The sequence below is a fragment of the Lysinibacillus sp. BF-4 genome (genome assembly GCF_000743635.1).
In the GTDB taxonomy this organism is placed as follows: Bacteria; Bacillota; Bacilli; order Bacillales_A; family Planococcaceae; genus Metalysinibacillus; species Metalysinibacillus saudimassiliensis.
Window position 1 is genome coordinate 1 of the sequence record NZ_JPUW01000022.1, and the last position, 16,941, is coordinate 16,941.

Sequence of the window (16,941 nt, forward strand, 5' to 3'; positions counted from 1 at the left end):
ATTTACGTGTCGCTTTCAATCGACCACGCTTATGTTTGATATGGCGACCATTAAAGAATGTTGTTTTGCCTTTACTATCATAGCTAGTGGCTAGAAAATTAATCCCTAAATCAATACCAACAACGTTAGTAACATCTTGCTCCTTTAATAGAGGGATGCCTTTTGTCATGGGGATATGCAAAAACCACTTATTGAACTTGTACACAAGTTTCGCTGTGCCAAATTTCCAATCGTCATTGAAGTATTTTTGCATCCCTTTTAATTCGAAGGGTAATTTAATACGACCAGCTAACGTGTTGACACTAAAAAGTCGCTCGTTTAAAGAATAGTCACGATGCCATACTACATCATAGCTAGGGTGCTTGTAGTGAACAAGCGACCATGCCTCTCCGACTTATGCTTTGCGTTGAAGTCGGAGAGGCATGGTCGCAAATCTGATGAAGATTTGAAGATAGGAAATATAACTTCATGCTTTTTGGCAAACGATTGTAAAAAATAGTGAGCTGTTCGGCAGTATAGTGGTTAAGACTGAGTTTATCTGCAGAGCGCTTTACAAAGTAGTCGCGAATAGGATTAATAAATACTAGCATAAGACCAACGACAAATAATAAAATAATCCCAATATTGATTAATTTGTTTTTCATTTATCGCTAAATAATACACCTGCAACACCGTAATTTTCTTTAGACATTTCTTCGATGAACACCGTAATATTTTCTTTTGGTGCGTTTACGGTTTTAGATACAGCAGCCGTTACTTCTTCTACTAATGCACGCTTTTGTTCGGCTGTGCGGCCCTCAATCATTTTAACTGTAATGTATGGCATTGTTCATTTCCTCCTTAAACGTGTATAGTTTAACTATAGCATGAAATGGAGGAGAAGTGAGAATGACAAACTCAGAAAAACCTAAACAAAAGATGGGCTTTACCATCATTAAAAATAACCCAACAGACGGGCATAAGGGCTTTGGTATTGGCTCATTATCATTAGAAAATATTTCGCCTGTATTTGTTGATGTAGAGGAAGAACGTGCCTTTGTGGATATTGGTGCAATGCATGCGCGTAGTGACGTAGAGCGTGGTATTAAGTTTACTATGGACCGTGCAGACTCTGAGGGAGGCAAGCCTTACTGGTTAGTGTGGGTAACAATTGATCATCGCGAAGTAGGTCCTTATTACGCGGGAGTGACAGCTTGTGAGATGGTTGTAAACCGCGAAAAACGTCGTGGTTATAAGATTTTAGCCGACCATGTTAACCGCATGGATAAATCAATGAAGCGCCACATCATGGTAGACATGATGGATGATTCGTCAAAAAAGGTGCTTGCTGATTTTTTACAAACGCACAATGAACAGCTTTGGCTTAACAGTGAGGCTGAGCTACGTCAAGCGCTATTAAGCGAGTAAATGAACATTATGTGACAAATGAAAAACCGTTCTATATGTAGTTGAAACTACTTCGAAAAAAAAGTAAACTACAAGTAGAGCTTATAATAGTAAGCTAGGACATTTGGCGAAAAAAGCAAAGCGCGAATGCAATCTGGACCATTGCTGGTGCGCTTTGCTTCGTTTGTCAAAAAGAAAAGTCATCTATTCCTATGGAACTTAAGATTCCAAGGAATAGATGACTTTTTTTAATGCATAAAATAATAGGACGTAGTTGTATTAATTAGGTTGCAGCTTACTGCTTTGGTGGTGCACCTAAAATAGAAGACGGTAAGGAATCAAAGAAGCTGTCCCACGTGTTTACATCAAAAATATCAAACTTAATACAACGCTCTGTTGGCACATCATTATTTTTGACGAAAACGGTAGCTTGTTTGTCGCAAGAGCGTGATGCGAGTTTACCTGATTTAATTTCGACTTTTACCTCGCTAATACCTTTTGGCTTTTTAAAACTTTGCTTTTTGCCAGCGTTGACACGCTCCATAAAATCGAGCCAAATGTATTTAGTAACGCCGCCATCTAGATTTTTGCCTTGATCATAGCCATTCCAAACCCCAGCCGTAATGGAAGGTGAGTAACCTACAATCCATTGGTCACTATTTGTAGTACCTGTTTTAGCGGCATAGCTATCTTGTGTTAAGTAAGGTGCAATATCATTACCTGTAACATAGGCATAATCATTGTAATTGGGGTTAAACATAGCTTGCATCATTGTAGTAACTAAAAAGCTATCAGCCTTTGATAGCGCTTGCTCAACTTCTTCTGGTGGCTCGTATTCATAAACGACTTCACCTTTGTTGTTGGTGATGGATAAAATTGTCGTGGGTGTTACGGCTTTACCACTTGAGGCAAGGCGATTATAAGCTGTAGTTAGGCGGTAAAGTGACATTTCTTCGGAGCCAAGCGCAATGCGTGGGCTATTGGCTTTACCAATTGGTAAGTCAAAGCGTTTGCCAATATCACGAAAAGCTTTGTAGCCAATGTCTTCAAGCACTTTAACTGCATAAATATTATCAGAAAGTGCGAGTGCCTGTGTCATGGAAATTTCATGTTCTGCAAATTTGTCGTTGGCATTTTTAGGTGTATACTTTTCGTTGCCATCAAAGGTAAACGTCGTTTGTGGTACATCTAAAAAGGTTAACGGGTTATATCTTTTTTCGAGCGCAGCAGCATATAAAAATGGTTTAAGCGTTGAGCCTGGCTGTCGCTGTGCTTGTGTTGCGCGGTTAAAGGGGCTGTCGCTATAATTGCGCCCACCTACCATAGCAGTTACCGCACCTGTTTTAGGCTCAATGCTAACAAAGCTTACTTGGAGCTCGCCCTCTGGCATGCGGTTAGCTACCGCAAAATCAGCCGCTTCTTGATGCTTTTGGTTAAGTGTAGTTTTTACCACCCAACCGCCTTCACTAATATCCATTTGTTTTTTGCGCAAAATTTCACTTGCTTCTTGCCAAGCTACATCTAAAAAATACGGCGCGCTATTTTTATCTTGAAAGGCATCATTTTTCAATGCGATTTCTTGTGTTTGCGCGGCTGTTTTATCCGCTTCTGTAATTTTTTCATTCTCTACCATTAGTGCAAGTATGATAGCCTGGCGTTCTTTGGATTTATCAATATCTACAATAGGGGAGTAAATACTTGGTCCCTTAGGAACACCCGCCAGTAAACTTGCTTCAGCTAATGTTAAATCTTTAGCGGCTTTACCAAAGTAGTAGCGACTTGCAGCTTCTACACCATACATACCATGACCAAAATATACGGTATTGAGATAGCCCTCTAAAATATCATCCTTACTATAAAAGATTTCGAGACGGTACGCATAAAGCGCCTCGTGTAATTTACGTGTCCACGTTTTTTCGTGAGATAAATAAAGGTTGCGGGCAAACTGTTGCGTAATGGTACTTGCGCCTTGTGCCTTGCCCCCTGATTTAATATTAGCAATGATAGCACCTGCAATACGCTTTACATTAAAGCCGTTATGTTCATAAAAGGTATGGTCCTCAACAGAGAGGAGGGCATCAATCATAAACGGCGAAACATCCTCAAGCTCAACCCAGTAACGTCGCTCATTAGCGAAGTGGTCGCCGATTTTTTCGCCGTCCTTATCAACAAAGGCTGAGGCACTAGGTACTGTAATTGGTGGTGCGCCTGCCACTTGTGCATAAATTCTAACGCCGCCCCATGTTAAGCCGATGGCGGCAATAAAAATAGCGACCAGCAGCAATAGGCGCTTGCCGTGTCGTTTATGTTTTAATTGACGAAGGTGTTTTTTACGTTTCATCGTCATATCACCTCATTATTTGTTAGTGAGCGTACTCTTAATTATACGTTACTCTAATAAGGAAGGTTTCACTACAGGTTCGTCTTGAAACCTACCTGCCACTTATCCTATAATATAAAGGTTATAGATGAAAGGAGCGAGTTGCGATGAAGCCGATTCAAATCCAACTTACATCCGTTATACGCTCATTTGAGGGCGAGACTGATAAATACGAAATGTGGCTTGAGGGGCAATTGACCGAAAAGCGCGATGCCCATTACATCCGCTACACCGAAGAACAACAGGGCGGTAGCATTAAGACAATCATCAAAATTACGGAGGACGCGGCATTAATTATGCGTAGCGGTGCTGTTACAATGCGGCTACCCTTGCATAGGGAAGTTACACAAACAGGGCATTATAATAGCCCAGCAGGTGAGATGCCACTAGACATTCATACAAAGCAACTCACGCATAATAAAGCAGTAGGCGAGTTTAGCACACAGTATGAGCTAGCGATTAGCGGACAAACTGTCGGATTATATACATTAACGATAAATTATACGGAGGTAGGACAATGAACGCAGTAGAACAAGTACAACAAATGATTAAAGACGCCCTGCAACAAGCAATTCAGCAGGCACAATTAGTAGAGGATGCGAGTGCACTTAACATCCAATTATCACAACCAAAGGATAAAGCAAACGGTGACTACGCATCAAACGTAGCGATGCAATTAACAAAATTGGCTCAAAAGCCACCACGCGCTATTGCAGAAGCAATCGTTGCTAACTTAGTAACAGAGGGCACAGATATCGAAAAAGTTGACATTGCAGGCCCAGGCTTTTTAAACATTACTGTGCGCAAAGATTTCCTAGCAGATGTTGTAGAAGCGGCTTTAGCTCAAGGCGAAAAATTTGGTCAATCTACAGCAGGTGCTGGCGAGAAGGTACAAGTTGAGTTTGTATCAGCTAACCCAACAGGTGACTTACACCTTGGTCACGCACGTGGTGCATCTGTAGGTGATTCACTATGTAACGTACTAGCAGCAGCAGGCTACGACGTATCCCGCGAATACTATATTAACGATGCAGGTAACCAAATTAATAACTTAGCGTATTCATTAGAAGCGCGTTATAAACAAGCATTAGGTCAAGAGGCTGCGATGCCTGAGGATGGCTACAATGGTCAAGATATTATTGATATTGCTAAAAAATTAGCAGATGAGTTTGGCACAACGATTTTAGATAAGCCTGAGGAAGAGCGCTTTGCATTTTTCCGTGAGCACGGTTTAAAATTAGAGTTAGACAAGTTAAAAACAGACTTAGCCAACTTCCGCGTTGATTTTGATGTATGGTACTCAGAGACATCACTTTATAACAATGGAAAAATTGATGTAGCACTGACAAAGCTAAAAGAAAACGGTCATGTGTTTGAAGAAGACGGTGCTACTTGGTTCCGCTCAACAACATTTGGTGATGATAAAGACCGTGTGCTTATTAAAAATGACGGTTCATTTACGTATTTAACACCAGATATTGCTTACCACGAAGATAAAATTAATCGCGGCTTTACGAAATTAATTAATATTTGGGGCGCTGACCACCATGGCTACATTCCACGTATGAAAGCGGCAATTGAGGCGCTTGGTTATAATCGTGATACATTAGAAGTAGAAGTTATCCAAATGGTGCAACTGTATAAAGACGGCGAGAAGTTTAAAATGAGTAAACGTACAGGTAACGCAGTGACAATGCGTGAGCTTGTAGAGGAAGTCGGCTTAGATGCTGTACGTTACTTCTTCGTTAAAACAGCGGGTGACTCACATATGGACTTTGACTTAGATTTAGCTGTATCACAATCTAATGAAAACCCTGTGTACTACGCACAGTATGCTTATGCGCGTATTGCTTCAATTTTACGTCAAGCAACTGAGCAAGGCTTTGAGGCTTCAACAGCTAACTTAGATTTATTAGGCGCAGAAAAAGAAATTGATGTATTGAAAAAGGTGGGCGACTTCCCAACAGTTATCGCAGAAGCGGCTAAGCACCGTACACCTCACCGTATTGCAACATACATTCAAGAGTTAGCAGCGGCATTCCATAGCTTCTATAATGCCGAAAAAGTACTAGATGCAACAAATAAAGAGCGCACAGAAGCACGTCTTGCACTCATTACAGCTGTACGTATTACGCTTGCTAACGCGCTTCGTTTAATTGGCGTAGCCGCACCAGAAAAAATGTAATAGGGAGAGATAGCAGTGAACAAATGGTTAAAGCTCGCAGTCTTAACGCTATTTGCAACATTATTATTAGTAGCATGTAGCACAAAGCCCGAGCCAACAACGAGTGAAACACCTGTACAAGATGATAGTGCTTATCCTGTAGCGATTAAAGATGCCACAGGTAAGGAAATAAGTTTTGATAAGGCACCCGAAAAAATCATTACCACAGCACCAAGTATTACAGAAACATTGTTTGCTTTAGGGTTAAATGATGAAGTGATTGGCGTATCTGATAATGATACGTATCCTAAAGAAGCAACAGAAAAAGAAAAAATTGGCGGCATGACGCTTGACGCAGAAAAAATCGTAGCGCTTGCGCCAGATGTTGTTTTTATTCACGAAACATCAGTAGCTTCATCAGAAGCAGCACTACAACAATTACAGGATGCGGGCGTAACAGCTTTTGTCGTACCTGAGTCAAAAAACTTTGACGAAACATACCAAGCAATTGAGCTAATTGGTAAGGTTGTAGATCACGAAGATGCAGCTAAAATGATTGTTACAACAATGCAAGATAAAGTGAAAAAGGTAGCGGATGATGTAAAGGCGCTTGATGTTGAGCGCTCTGTGTTTATCGAAACATCGGATGCACCTTCGATTTATACAGCGGGTAAGGGTAGCTATGTGCAAGAGATGTTTGATTTACTAGGCGCAACTAATGTTGCGAAAGATGGCGGAGACAATTGGTTTGAGATTGATCCAGAAGCTATTGTTAAAGGTAATCCAGATGTAATTATTGTGCAGTATGACTACGTACCTGATATCATCGAAAAAGTAAAAAAACGTGATGGCTTCTCATCAATTGAAGCTGTGAAAAATGACCGTGTGGTTCAAGTTGATGTTGACTCAACAAGCCGTACAGGTCCGCGTTTAGCAGATGGCTTTGAGGAAATCGCGAAAGCCATTTACCCAGAGGCCTTTCAGTAATGAACAAACATCTCGTCGGCTATAGTTTAGCGCTAGTAAGTTTAGTGGTAGTGACATGGCTGGCTGTAAGCATCGGCTCTGTGCGCGTGCCATTGTCAGTACTTTGGCAACCGTCGTCAGCAGACGCCGCTTCAGCGAATATTATATGGAAAATCCGTATGCCACGTGTAATGCTGGCGGGACTTGTAGGGGCAGCACTTGCGATGGCGGGTGCTGCCTTTCAAGGTTTATTAAAGAACCCATTGGCGGATCCATATACGCTAGGTGTGTCTTCGGGCGCAACAGTCGGTGCTGTAATGACAATGTTTTTTGGTTTAACGACAACTACCTTTGGTTTATTTACGCTACCTGTATTTAGTATGCTAGGCGCGCTAGGTGCATTAATTGCAGTGCTTGGCTTTGCGCGATTAGTAGATCGTAGCATGCGTATGGAAACACTGATTTTAACAGGTATTATTGTCAGCGCCTTTTTAAGTTCCGTCATTTCATTAATGATTGCGTTAACAGGTGAGGAGCTTCGTCAAATTTTACACTGGCTAATGGGCAGTGTATCCATGCGTGGCTGGGCTTATGTGCAACTTGTATGGCCATTTTTAGTAATGGGCGGTGGTCTACTATGGTGGAATCGTATGGAGCTCAATGCTTTATTATTTGGCGAAGAACGCGCGCAGCACTTAGGTGTAAATGTTAAACGGAGTAAATGGCAGATTTTAATTGGCGGCTCGATTTTAACAGGTAGTGCTGTAGCCGTCTCAGGCACAATTGGTTTTGTTGGTTTAGTCGTACCTCATATGACGCGCTTATTATTTGGCACAGACCATCGTCACTTATTGCCCTTGTCTATGATTAATGGTGCCACATTATTAATTGGGTGTGATTTAATTGCACGTACAATAATTGCACCTTCCGAATTGCCAATTGGTGTCATTACATCATTTATTGGTGCACCCGTATTTGCCTATATCTTCTTTAAACAACGAAAGCGAGGTCGTGCATAATGCTACGTGTTGAGCAGGTTAGCGGAGGCTATGATAGCAAATTAATTATAGAAAATGTGTCATTTGAAGTGAAGCCTAACACCATGCTTGGCATACTTGGCCCAAATGGTAGTGGCAAATCCACACTTTTAAAAATGATTAGTGGTATTTTGCCAATGACACAAGGTCATGTATATATTGATGGGATAGAGCGCAGTACGTATAAAAGCAAAGCACTCGCACGCAAGATGGCGGTGTTACCACAATTAAATCCACATGCCTTTTCGCATACTGTGCAGGAAACCGTAGCCCTCGGTCGCTACCCGCACCAATCAGGTATCCTTACGACATGGTCGAGTGATGATGAGGAGGCAGTGCAAACAGCAATGGCGCAAACGAGCATTACCCATTATGCTAAACAGTATTTATCCTACTTATCAGGCGGTGAGCAACAGCGCACCTTTATTGCACAAGCACTTGCACAGCAAGCACCGCTCATTTTGCTTGATGAACCAACCAATCATTTAGATTTGGCTCACCAACAACAGGTTATGGAGTTATTGCGCCGTCAAGTGACACAATGTCAACAAAGCGTTGTGAGTATTTTTCATGATATTAATTTAGCTGCATTATATTGCGACGAGTTATTATTATTAAAAGATGGTAAGGTATACGCACACGGTACGCCTAAGCAAGTCATTACGGAGCAAGCCATACAAGCTGTTTACGAGGTGGATGTAGTAAGCTTCACACATCCACTGCGAGATGTACCGCAAATTGCGCTGAAGCCAATTTTATAAAAATTGTGATACACTTTTGACAAAGGAGGGGTTTGCATGAAGCTTTATACAAAGACAGGGGATAAAGGCAAGACAAGTTTAATTGGTGGGCGTGTAGATAAAGATAGCTTGCGCGTGGAGGCCTACGGTACTGTAGACGAATTAAACTCGTTTATTGGCTATGCGGTTACAGATTTAAATGAAGTAACATGTGCCGACATTATTAAAGATTTAGTTATCATTCAGCACGAGCTGTTTGATTGCGGTGGCGACTTAGCTAATGTGATGAAGGAGCGCCACTATAAATTACAAGAGGCATCTATTACGTATTTAGAGGAGCGTATTGATAGTCTATCAGCTGAAGCACCACCACTCGAAAAATTTATTTTACCTGGTGGTACAAAAGGTGCGGCAGCATTGCATATTGCGCGTACAGTAACGCGACGAGCAGAGCGCCAAATGGTCACATTAATGCGTGAAATTGAAGACGTTCATGGATTAATTCAAATTTATTTAAATCGTCTTTCGGATTATTTCTTTGCAGCAGCACGGGCCGTTAATTTCCGTTTACAAGTTGCCGACGTAGAGTATGAGCGTGGCGGACAAGTATTTAAATAAACTGAAAAATCATGCGATGAGCTAAAATCTTTGCATGATTTTTTTTATGCTATACTTCCTTTCGTAAGGATATTTTGTATAATAGAGAAAATAGATACACTTAGCTAACAACTTTCGTTTTGAAAAAATATTCTATATTTTTCGATTGCTTGTTGACTGAATGCTCATTCATCTTTAAAATGAAGATACGGAATAGGAAACACAAAGATTTGGGGGAATATTTACAAAGGGGGAAGAGTGATGAGTCCATTACTTATTGCAAACTGGGTTTTATTCGGCATCGTTGTGTTATACGGTGTTGGACTATTTTTATATTTACTAAAGACGCGCTACCAGTTCGTAAAGTTAGGGAAGAAGGTAGAGTTTGATAATCGTGTGAAAGAACGATTAGCAAGCGTAGTAGAAAACGTCTTCGGTCAAAAGAAATTATTGAAGGATAAAAAGAGTGGTTTAATTCACGTGTTTTTCTTCTATGGTTTCTTACTTGTACAAGTTGGTGCGATTGATTTAATTTGGAAGGGATTAAAGCCAGGCTCTCATTTACCACTGGGTGGCTTATATAATTTCTTCACCTTTTTCCAAGAGCTAGTTGTATTAATGATTTTAGTTGCCGTTGTTTGGGCATTCTATCGTCGTTACGTCGAAAAACTAACACGCTTAAAACGCGGTTGGAAAAATGGTCTCGTATTAATTTTCATTGGTGGTTTAATGGTATCAACATTAATCGCTAATGGTATGGGTATGATTTGGCACGGTCATGAACCGTCATTATATGAGCCAGTTGCATCTGTAATTGCGATGGCATTTAGCTTCTTACCACAAACTGCAGCAGCAACAGTATTTTTTGTAATGTGGTGGGTGCATTTATTAATTTTATTAACATTCCTAGTTTATGTACCGCAATCAAAACACTTCCACTTAATTGCAGGTCCAGTAAATGTATACTTAGGCCGCTTGGATCGTCGTGGCACATTAGAGCCGATTGATTTTTCAGCATTAGAAGAAATGGACGAGGATGCTGAAGAAATGCCGGCAATTGGTGTAGGTAAAATTCAAGACTTCAAGCAAGATCAATTAATTGACCTTTATGCTTGTGTAGAGTGTGGACGTTGTACCAATATGTGTCCAGCAACAGGCACAGGTAAAATGTTGTCACCAATGGATTTAATTATTAAATTACGCGATCACTTAACTAATACAGGTGCAGTTGTAACGAAACAAAAGCCATGGGTGCCTTTTACCGCATTTAAAGGTACAAAAGGTAACCAACTAGCAATGGCAGCAGGTGCTGAAGGTGCAGTGATTGATGATATTTATAGCCCTTCATTAATTGGCGATGTCATTACAGAAGAAGAAATTTGGGCATGTACGACATGCCGTAACTGTGAAGACCAATGTCCTGTAATGAATGAGCATGTGGATAAAATTATTGACCTGCGTCGTTATTTAACGATGACGGAGGGTAAGGTTAACCCAGATGCACAGCGTGCAATGACAAGCATTGAGCGCCAAGGGAATCCATGGGGACTTAACCGCAAAGAAAAAGAAAACTGGCGTGATCTTGACCCAACAGTTTCAATCCCAACAATTAAAGAGCTTAAAAAGTCGGGAGAAGAAATGGAGTACTTATTCTGGGTTGGCTCAATGGGTGCATTTGATAGCCGTTCACAAAAAATCGCTTTAGATTTTGCGCGCTTAATGAATGCAGCAGGCGTAAAGTTTGCGATTTTAGGTAATAAAGAGAAAAACTCTGGCGATACACCGCGCCGCTTAGGTAATGAGTTTTTATTCCAAGAGCTAGCAACTAATAATATTAGTGAGTTTGAGAAGAATGATGTGACAAAAATTGTGACGATTGACCCTCATGCTTATAATATCTTTAAAAATGAGTATAAAGATTTCGGCTGGAGTGGTGAGGTCTATCACCATACCGAGCTATTAGACCAACTTATTTCTGAAGGTCGCTTGCAAATGAACTACGAAGTCAATGAAACGATTGTCTTCCATGATTCGTGTTATTTAGGCCGCTATAATGATGTATATGATCCACCACGCGAAATTTTACGAGGTATTCCAGGGGTTACGCTTGTTGAGATGGATCGAAACCGCGAAACAGGTATGTGCTGTGGCGCAGGTGGTGGTCTAATGTGGATGGAGGAGCATGTTGGTAATCGTATTAACGTAGCGCGTACAGAGCAAGCACTTGAAACAAATGCTTCGGTTATTTCATCAGGCTGTCCATACTGCTTAACAATGTTATCAGATGGTACTAAAGCTAAAGAAGTCGAGGATCAAGTAGGCACATACGATGTAGCAGAGTTACTTGCACGCTCAGTATTTGGTACAGTAAAACCTGTCATTGAAGAAGAAGTAATTGAAGAGGTTCAACCAGTAGAATAAAAGCTAATAAAAAATCGTCCAAGCAATTGGGCGATTTTTTTTATTTACTATTCTCTTTTATCCGTTAATTTGATATGATAATGAAAATCATTATCATTTAAAGGGGAATACTATCAAATGAAACCGTCGATATTTACACGTAGTGTGGCAACAGTAGTTACGAGTGTGATGTTAACAACATCTCTATTACCAATGGCAGCGTCAGCGGAGGGAATTACTGCTCAAGAAACACCGCAACAAGATACTATTCAACAACTCATACAGGCAATTGACAAATTACCTGCGCCTTCAGCTGTACATGTCATTAATGAGCAAGCAATAAATGAAGCTCAGCAACAAGTAGCAATGTTAACAGAGGAACAACGTTTAGCATTGCCTAACTATACTAAATTACAAGCTTTGATTGCAGCACTAGCAACCGTGAAGGTAATGGATAGTATTGATAAGCTACCTGCTGTAAGTTTAGCAAATGCAACAGAAATCCTACAGGTTGAAGCTGCCTATAATGCATTAGCTGATAAGCAAGCTGTGAAAAATGCGGCTAAATTACAAGAAGCGCTAACGCAACTCGCAACAACGCAAAAACCGATTACAGCGTTTGAGCAAGCACTTGCCAAATTTACGGATGCTTCCATTACCAAAGAGGTATTGCTTAAGCTTGAAGAAAGCTACAACGCCTTAAATGAAACGCAACGCCAATATGTTGATCACAACCAGTTAAAACACTGGGCTGAGCTACTTGAGCAAAACCATAAGGCATTAATAACAGCGATTGCAACACTTCCTAAGCCACAGCAAATTACGGTAGCTCATCGTGCACAAATTGAGGAGCTTATGACAACCTTTCATGCATTATCACTCGAACAGCAACAAACGATACCTAATATTTTTATGTTGCTTGCGGCAGATGCAGCGCTAGAAGCAGTAGAGAAATCTTTAGACGTAACAGCCGAACTGGTACAAATGAAAATTGCGCTGTTACCAACTACACCAAGTGTTAAAGACCGTGAGTTGATACTACAAGCGAGAGCATTATATGAGCAATTAACGACGCGTCAAAAGCATGCGGTAAGTAACTACCCAAGATTACTTGAGGCAGAACATGCGTTATTAACACAAGGTGATGCCGTAAGTACATTAGTAGCAGCAATTGCAAAACTTCCAGCTTTAACAAAGCTCAGCATAAAAGAGCAAGCGCTTGTTGAGCAATTAAAGAAAAACTATAATGCATTATCTGCAGCTCAAAAATTAGAGGTAACAAACGCGGCAATTTTATTAGCAGCCGAGCAAAAAATGCAAACGTTAATGGACGCAGATAAAAAAGATAAAATTAAGCCAATCAATGATGCCATTGATAAGATTATTCAAAAAAGCCAACTCACATTAGCTGATGAAGGTAAGATTGCAGATATTCGGAGCGCATTAAGTAGTTTAACGAGCGAACAACTAATACAAGTTAAAAATCTTGATAAATTTAAAAAGCTTGAGGAGCAAATGGTTAGCACTAAAACAAAAATCCGTAAAATTATAGCAGATATTGCGGCACTGCCAGCTGTCGAAAAAATTACAGTGAAAGATGATGCCACAGTACAGGCCATTCGTAAATCACTAGGTGGGCTATCTACTGTACAACGTGAGGATATTTGGAATTATACAAAACTTGTGGCAATTGAAGATGCCATTCATATTTTAAAAATGACACCACAAGCTCAACACGTATTTCAAGCAATTGAAAAACTACCAGTTGTAGGGCAAATTCGTTTGGTGGACGAATCGCAAGTATTAGCAGTTCAATCAGATTATGAGCAACTTGCCTTAGGTGAGCGCATTATGATTACGAACTACCAAAAGCTATTAGAAGCGGGCAAGCAAATTATTACGTTAAAACAACAGCAAGCGCCTAAAGGCTTTGAGCATGCTTTTACGACATCTAAGGGGATTTCGTCTTTAAAGGAAATTGCAGAAACACATACCTTATATTTAACGACGAGCGCTTTAAAAACGATTGATATTGCTTTAGCGCCAGAGTTTATTGCAGCAGTGAAGGCACATAATTATGAGCAAGTAAGCATCACGACAGCAACAGGTGTGGTGATTGATGTGCCACTAGCTGTATTTCGTAGCCAGTTGCGTAAAACATCTACACTATTAATTACTAAAAAAGAAACCGTAGTAGCTAATCGTCCAGCTGTAATGATTGAGTTAAGTGAACGTACACAAAGTGGTAAAGTAGAGCCGCTCAACTTAGCCAATAAAGCGATTAAGGTACGCGTACCATTAGCAGTGTTCCAAACATTTAATCAAAATGGGGCGTTATTAATGGTTAAGGAAGATGGCTTTGTACCTGTTATGCATCGTGTAGTGAATGATGTTGTAGAAATCCAGCTACAAGCAAATGGACATTACATTTATTCGACAGAGTGGGTGAGCTTCCATGATGTAGCGCAACATCCTGATGCGATAGCAGTCGAAAAATTAGCTACGCGTCATATTATTAAAGGTGTAACACCAGCTACCTTTGCACCTAATAAAAAAATTACACGAGCGCAGTTTGGCGCGATGATTGCCAGAGCGCTGCATTTAACAGCCCATGAGCAAACGGTTTATGAAGATGTAAAGGGGCAATGGTATGAGCGTGATATTCAAGCATTATATGAAGCGGGCATTACGAAGTCTACGGGTGATTATCAGCCTAATGCTTTATTAACACGACAACATGCGGCAGTGTTTATGGCGCGTGTATTAGCTTATACAGGGCAACAAATCGAGGCTAAGCAGTCTTCAAGTTATATTGACCAGCAAGCGATTGGTAAAGATTATGTAGCCGCAGTTGCACTATTAAAAGAGTTAAATATTATGGGTGGTCGTCCTGACAATACATTTGGTCCGCAAGAAAACCTCACACGCATTCAAATGGCGAAGATTTTATACCGCACAATGCTAGAGGCAAAACTCTTATAAGTAGTAAGCACAGCACATCATGGATGCTGTGCTTTTTTTGTGCAAATTATTAGAAAATACTATACAAGGTGATTAAAGACGTATAAAATGACGCTAGTGAGAAGTATTTGTATTTAATGAAGAATATTTGCATTGCATTCGTAGAATAACTTCGGTAAAATGAGATATAGGCTAGTTGAGCGAGCGTTCAGTCGTGCTAGCTAACAGCATTATTAATAGACAAGGGGTGGGAGATTTGGGTAAAACAGTTATTGTTGATGGAGCGCGTACAGCATTCGGCAAGATGGGTGGCGCACTAAGCTCTTTAACAGCAAGTGATTTAGGTGCAGCAGCAATTAAAGGGGCATTACATAAAGCAAATGTTGAAGCGAAGGATGTTGGCGAGGTCATTATTGGTACTGTGTTACAGGCAGGGCAAGGGCAAATCCCGTCACGTCAAGCAGCAACAAAGGCGGGTATTCCGTGGGAAGTAAAAACAGAAACAATTAATAAAGTATGTGCATCAGGCTTACGTAGTGTAACGCTAGCAGACCAAATTATTCGTTTAGGCGAAGAAGAAGTTATTGTAGCTGGCGGCATGGAGTCAATGTCAAATGCACCGTACTACTCACTGAATGCGCGTCAAGGCTTACGAATGGGCGATGCAACACTAGTAGACGGCATGATTTATGATGGGCTTTCTTGTTCATTTAGTCCACAACGTGTGCATATGGGCACATATGGCAACTCGACAGCCACAAAATTTGATTTAACTCGTGAAGCACAGGATGAGTGGGCAGTACGTAGTCATAAGTTAGCACATGAGGCGATTACGACAGGTAAATTTGCTGAAGAAATTATTAAAGTAGAAGTGCCACAGCGTAAAGGTGACCCTGTAATTGTAGAGCAGGATGAGGCAGTGCGACCTACAACAACTGTAGAGACGCTAGCAAAATTGCGCCCAGCTTTTGATAAGGACGGCACAATTACAGCGGGTAACGCACCAGGGGTAAATGATGGTGCAGCAGCACTTGTATTAATGAGTGAGGAGCGTGCTAAAGCAGAGGGACGTGCACCACTTGCTTATATTGTAGGGCATGCTGAAGTTGGCGTAGCGCCTGAAGATTTCCCGCAGACGCCAGGTCTTGTTATTAACGAGCTTTTACAAAAGACTGACACTACGATTGAGGACATTGAGCTTGTTGAGATTAATGAGGCTTTTGCGGCAGTAGCGCTTGTAAGTAATCAAATTGCAGGCTTACCAGCAGACAAAGTTAATGTTAACGGCGGCGCAGTAGCACTAGGTCATCCGATTGGTGCATCAGGGGCACGTATTATTTTAACTTTAGCTTATGAGTTACAACGTCGAGGCGGCGGTAAAGGGATCGCAGCCATTTGTTCTGGGGGAGGACAAGGCGACGCAATTATGATTGAAGTACCACAAGGGGGAGCACAATGAATATACAAAAAGTGATGGTTATCGGAGCAGGACAAATGGGGGCAGGTATTGCGCAAGTATGTGCGCAAGCTGGGTTTGATGTGAAGCTGAACGATATGAAACAAGAGTTTTATGAGCGCGGCATTGGCGTTATTACAAAAAACTTAACGCGTGACGTGGAAAAAGGTCGCAAAACTGAGGAAGAAAAAGCGGCCGTATTAGGACGCATCACAATGTCACTTGATATAAAGGATGCACATGATGTGGATATTATTATTGAAGCGGCTGTAGAAAATATGGAGATTAAACAATCCATCTTTAAACAGTTAGATGAAATTGCACCTAAACATGCTATTTTAGCAACAAATACATCGTCATTACCAATTACAGAAATTGCGGCAGTTACGAATCGCCCAGCGCAAGTTATCGGTATGCATTATATGAATCCAGTGCCAGTCATGAAGCTAGTTGAGATTATTCGTGGCTTAGCAACAACAGACGAAGTCTATCAAGCAGTAGAAGATATGACAAAAAAATTAGAGAAGACACCAGTTGAAGTAAATGACTTCCCTGGCTTTATCTCTAACCGTATTTTACTACCTATGATTAATGAGGCAGTTTATGCGTTATATGAGGGCGTAGCAACAAAAGAAGCGATTGATGATGTGATGAAGCTAGGTATGAATCACCCAATGGGACCATTAACATTAGCTGATTTCATTGGCTTAGATACATGTCTTTCTATTATGGAAGTGCTACATGAGGGACTTGGCGATAGCAAATACCGTCCATGCCCATTACTGCGCAAGTACGTAGCAGCAGGTTGGTTAGGTAAAAAATCAGGTCGTGGCTTTTACGTTTACGAATAAGGA

Annotated in this window: 13 protein-coding genes and 1 pseudogene; 11 read left to right on the forward strand and 3 right to left on the reverse strand. The window is 40.9% G+C overall.

The window, feature by feature from the left end; translation table 11 throughout:
* Together CH76_RS13500 and CH76_RS08300 are read right to left on the reverse strand one after the other, a co-directional pair.
* A pseudogene (locus CH76_RS13500) lies at positions 1-391 on the reverse strand (transposase); the annotation flags it as partial.
* Positions 392-640: 249 nt separating this feature from the next.
* A complete protein-coding gene (locus tag CH76_RS08300) occupies positions 641-826 on the reverse strand; it encodes a 2-hydroxymuconate tautomerase (protein ID WP_036145044.1) in 186 nt (61 codons plus the stop codon).
* Between the two features lie 62 nt (positions 827-888).
* Between CH76_RS08300 and CH76_RS08305 the strand changes: the two genes are divergently transcribed.
* Entirely contained in the window at positions 889-1,407 is a 519-nt protein-coding gene (locus CH76_RS08305; RefSeq protein ID WP_036145045.1) for a YwhD family protein, read from the forward strand.
* A 274-nt stretch (positions 1,408-1,681) separates the two neighbouring features.
* On the opposite strand, the gene CH76_RS08310 is transcribed toward CH76_RS08305, so the two are convergent.
* Complete coding sequence (locus tag CH76_RS08310; protein ID WP_036145046.1) at positions 1,682-3,727, reverse strand: transglycosylase domain-containing protein; 2,046 nt, start codon at positions 3,725-3,727, stop codon at positions 1,682-1,684.
* A 146-nt stretch (positions 3,728-3,873) separates the two neighbouring features.
* Between CH76_RS08310 and CH76_RS08315 the strand changes: the two genes are divergently transcribed.
* The 10 genes from CH76_RS08315 to CH76_RS08360 all read left to right on the forward strand — a co-directional run bounded on the left by CH76_RS08315 (position 3,874) and on the right by CH76_RS08360 (position 16,938).
* Positions 3,874-4,287 (forward strand): DUF1934 domain-containing protein, encoded by a 414-nt coding sequence (locus tag CH76_RS08315; protein WP_036145047.1) that lies wholly within the window; start codon positions 3,874-3,876, stop codon positions 4,285-4,287.
* The gene (gene argS, locus CH76_RS08320; RefSeq protein ID WP_036145048.1) at positions 4,284-5,951 is read left to right on the forward strand and encodes an arginine--tRNA ligase; all 1,668 of its coding nucleotides are present in this window, start codon (positions 4,284-4,286) and stop codon (positions 5,949-5,951) included. The genes CH76_RS08315 and argS overlap by 4 nt, the downstream gene beginning before the upstream one ends.
* A 15-nt stretch (positions 5,952-5,966) precedes the next feature.
* Positions 5,967-6,917: an ABC transporter substrate-binding protein gene (locus CH76_RS08325; protein ID WP_036145049.1), complete on the forward strand. Its 951-nt coding sequence runs from the start codon at positions 5,967-5,969 to the stop codon at positions 6,915-6,917.
* A complete protein-coding gene (locus CH76_RS08330) occupies positions 6,917-7,915 on the forward strand; it encodes an iron ABC transporter permease (protein WP_036145050.1) in 999 nt (332 codons plus the stop codon). Before CH76_RS08325 ends, CH76_RS08330 begins: the two co-directional genes overlap by 1 nt.
* Positions 7,915-8,694, forward strand: coding sequence for an ABC transporter ATP-binding protein (locus tag CH76_RS08335; RefSeq protein WP_051910292.1), 780 nt, complete (start codon positions 7,915-7,917; stop codon positions 8,692-8,694). The genes CH76_RS08330 and CH76_RS08335 overlap by 1 nt, the downstream gene beginning before the upstream one ends.
* Before the next feature lie 36 nt (positions 8,695-8,730).
* Positions 8,731-9,291 carry a cob(I)yrinic acid a,c-diamide adenosyltransferase gene (locus CH76_RS08340; protein WP_036145051.1) on the forward strand — a complete coding sequence of 187 codons (561 nt, stop codon included), beginning with the start codon at positions 8,731-8,733 and terminating at the stop codon, positions 9,289-9,291.
* Between the two features lie 240 nt (positions 9,292-9,531).
* A complete protein-coding gene (locus CH76_RS08345) occupies positions 9,532-11,691 on the forward strand; it encodes a (Fe-S)-binding protein (protein ID WP_036145053.1) in 2,160 nt (719 codons plus the stop codon).
* A 117-nt stretch (positions 11,692-11,808) separates the two neighbouring features.
* Positions 11,809-14,652 carry an S-layer homology domain-containing protein gene (locus CH76_RS08350; protein ID WP_036145054.1) on the forward strand — a complete coding sequence of 948 codons (2,844 nt, stop codon included), beginning with the start codon at positions 11,809-11,811 and terminating at the stop codon, positions 14,650-14,652.
* A 235-nt stretch (positions 14,653-14,887) separates the two neighbouring features.
* A complete protein-coding gene (locus CH76_RS08355; RefSeq protein WP_036145055.1) occupies positions 14,888-16,090 on the forward strand; it encodes an acetyl-CoA C-acetyltransferase in 1,203 nt (400 codons plus the stop codon).
* A complete protein-coding gene (locus tag CH76_RS08360) occupies positions 16,087-16,938 on the forward strand; it encodes a 3-hydroxybutyryl-CoA dehydrogenase (protein ID WP_036145056.1) in 852 nt (283 codons plus the stop codon). The genes CH76_RS08355 and CH76_RS08360 overlap by 4 nt, the downstream gene beginning before the upstream one ends.
* Positions 16,939-16,941 lie beyond the last annotated feature (3 nt).

What these genes read in the sequence shown, in the direction of transcription:
- CH76_RS08300 (WP_036145044.1), bottom strand. Translation starts at nt 826, where the DNA reads ATGCCATACATTACAGTTAAAATGATTGAGGGCCGCACAGCCGAACAA.
- CH76_RS08305 (WP_036145045.1), top strand. Translation starts at nt 889, where the DNA reads ATGACAAACTCAGAAAAACCTAAACAAAAGATGGGCTTTACCATCATT.
- CH76_RS08310 (WP_036145046.1), bottom strand. Translation starts at nt 3,727, where the DNA reads ATGAAACGTAAAAAACACCTTCGTCAATTAAAACATAAACGACACGGC.
- CH76_RS08315 (WP_036145047.1), top strand. Translation starts at nt 3,874, where the DNA reads ATGAAGCCGATTCAAATCCAACTTACATCCGTTATACGCTCATTTGAG.
- argS (WP_036145048.1), top strand. Translation starts at nt 4,284, where the DNA reads ATGAACGCAGTAGAACAAGTACAACAAATGATTAAAGACGCCCTGCAA.
- CH76_RS08330 (WP_036145050.1), top strand. Translation starts at nt 6,917, where the DNA reads ATGAACAAACATCTCGTCGGCTATAGTTTAGCGCTAGTAAGTTTAGTG.
- CH76_RS08335 (WP_051910292.1), top strand. Translation starts at nt 7,915, where the DNA reads ATGCTACGTGTTGAGCAGGTTAGCGGAGGCTATGATAGCAAATTAATT.
- CH76_RS08340 (WP_036145051.1), top strand. Translation starts at nt 8,731, where the DNA reads ATGAAGCTTTATACAAAGACAGGGGATAAAGGCAAGACAAGTTTAATT.
- CH76_RS08345 (WP_036145053.1), top strand. Translation starts at nt 9,532, where the DNA reads ATGAGTCCATTACTTATTGCAAACTGGGTTTTATTCGGCATCGTTGTG.
- CH76_RS08350 (WP_036145054.1), top strand. Translation starts at nt 11,809, where the DNA reads ATGAAACCGTCGATATTTACACGTAGTGTGGCAACAGTAGTTACGAGT.
- CH76_RS08360 (WP_036145056.1), top strand. Translation starts at nt 16,087, where the DNA reads ATGAATATACAAAAAGTGATGGTTATCGGAGCAGGACAAATGGGGGCA.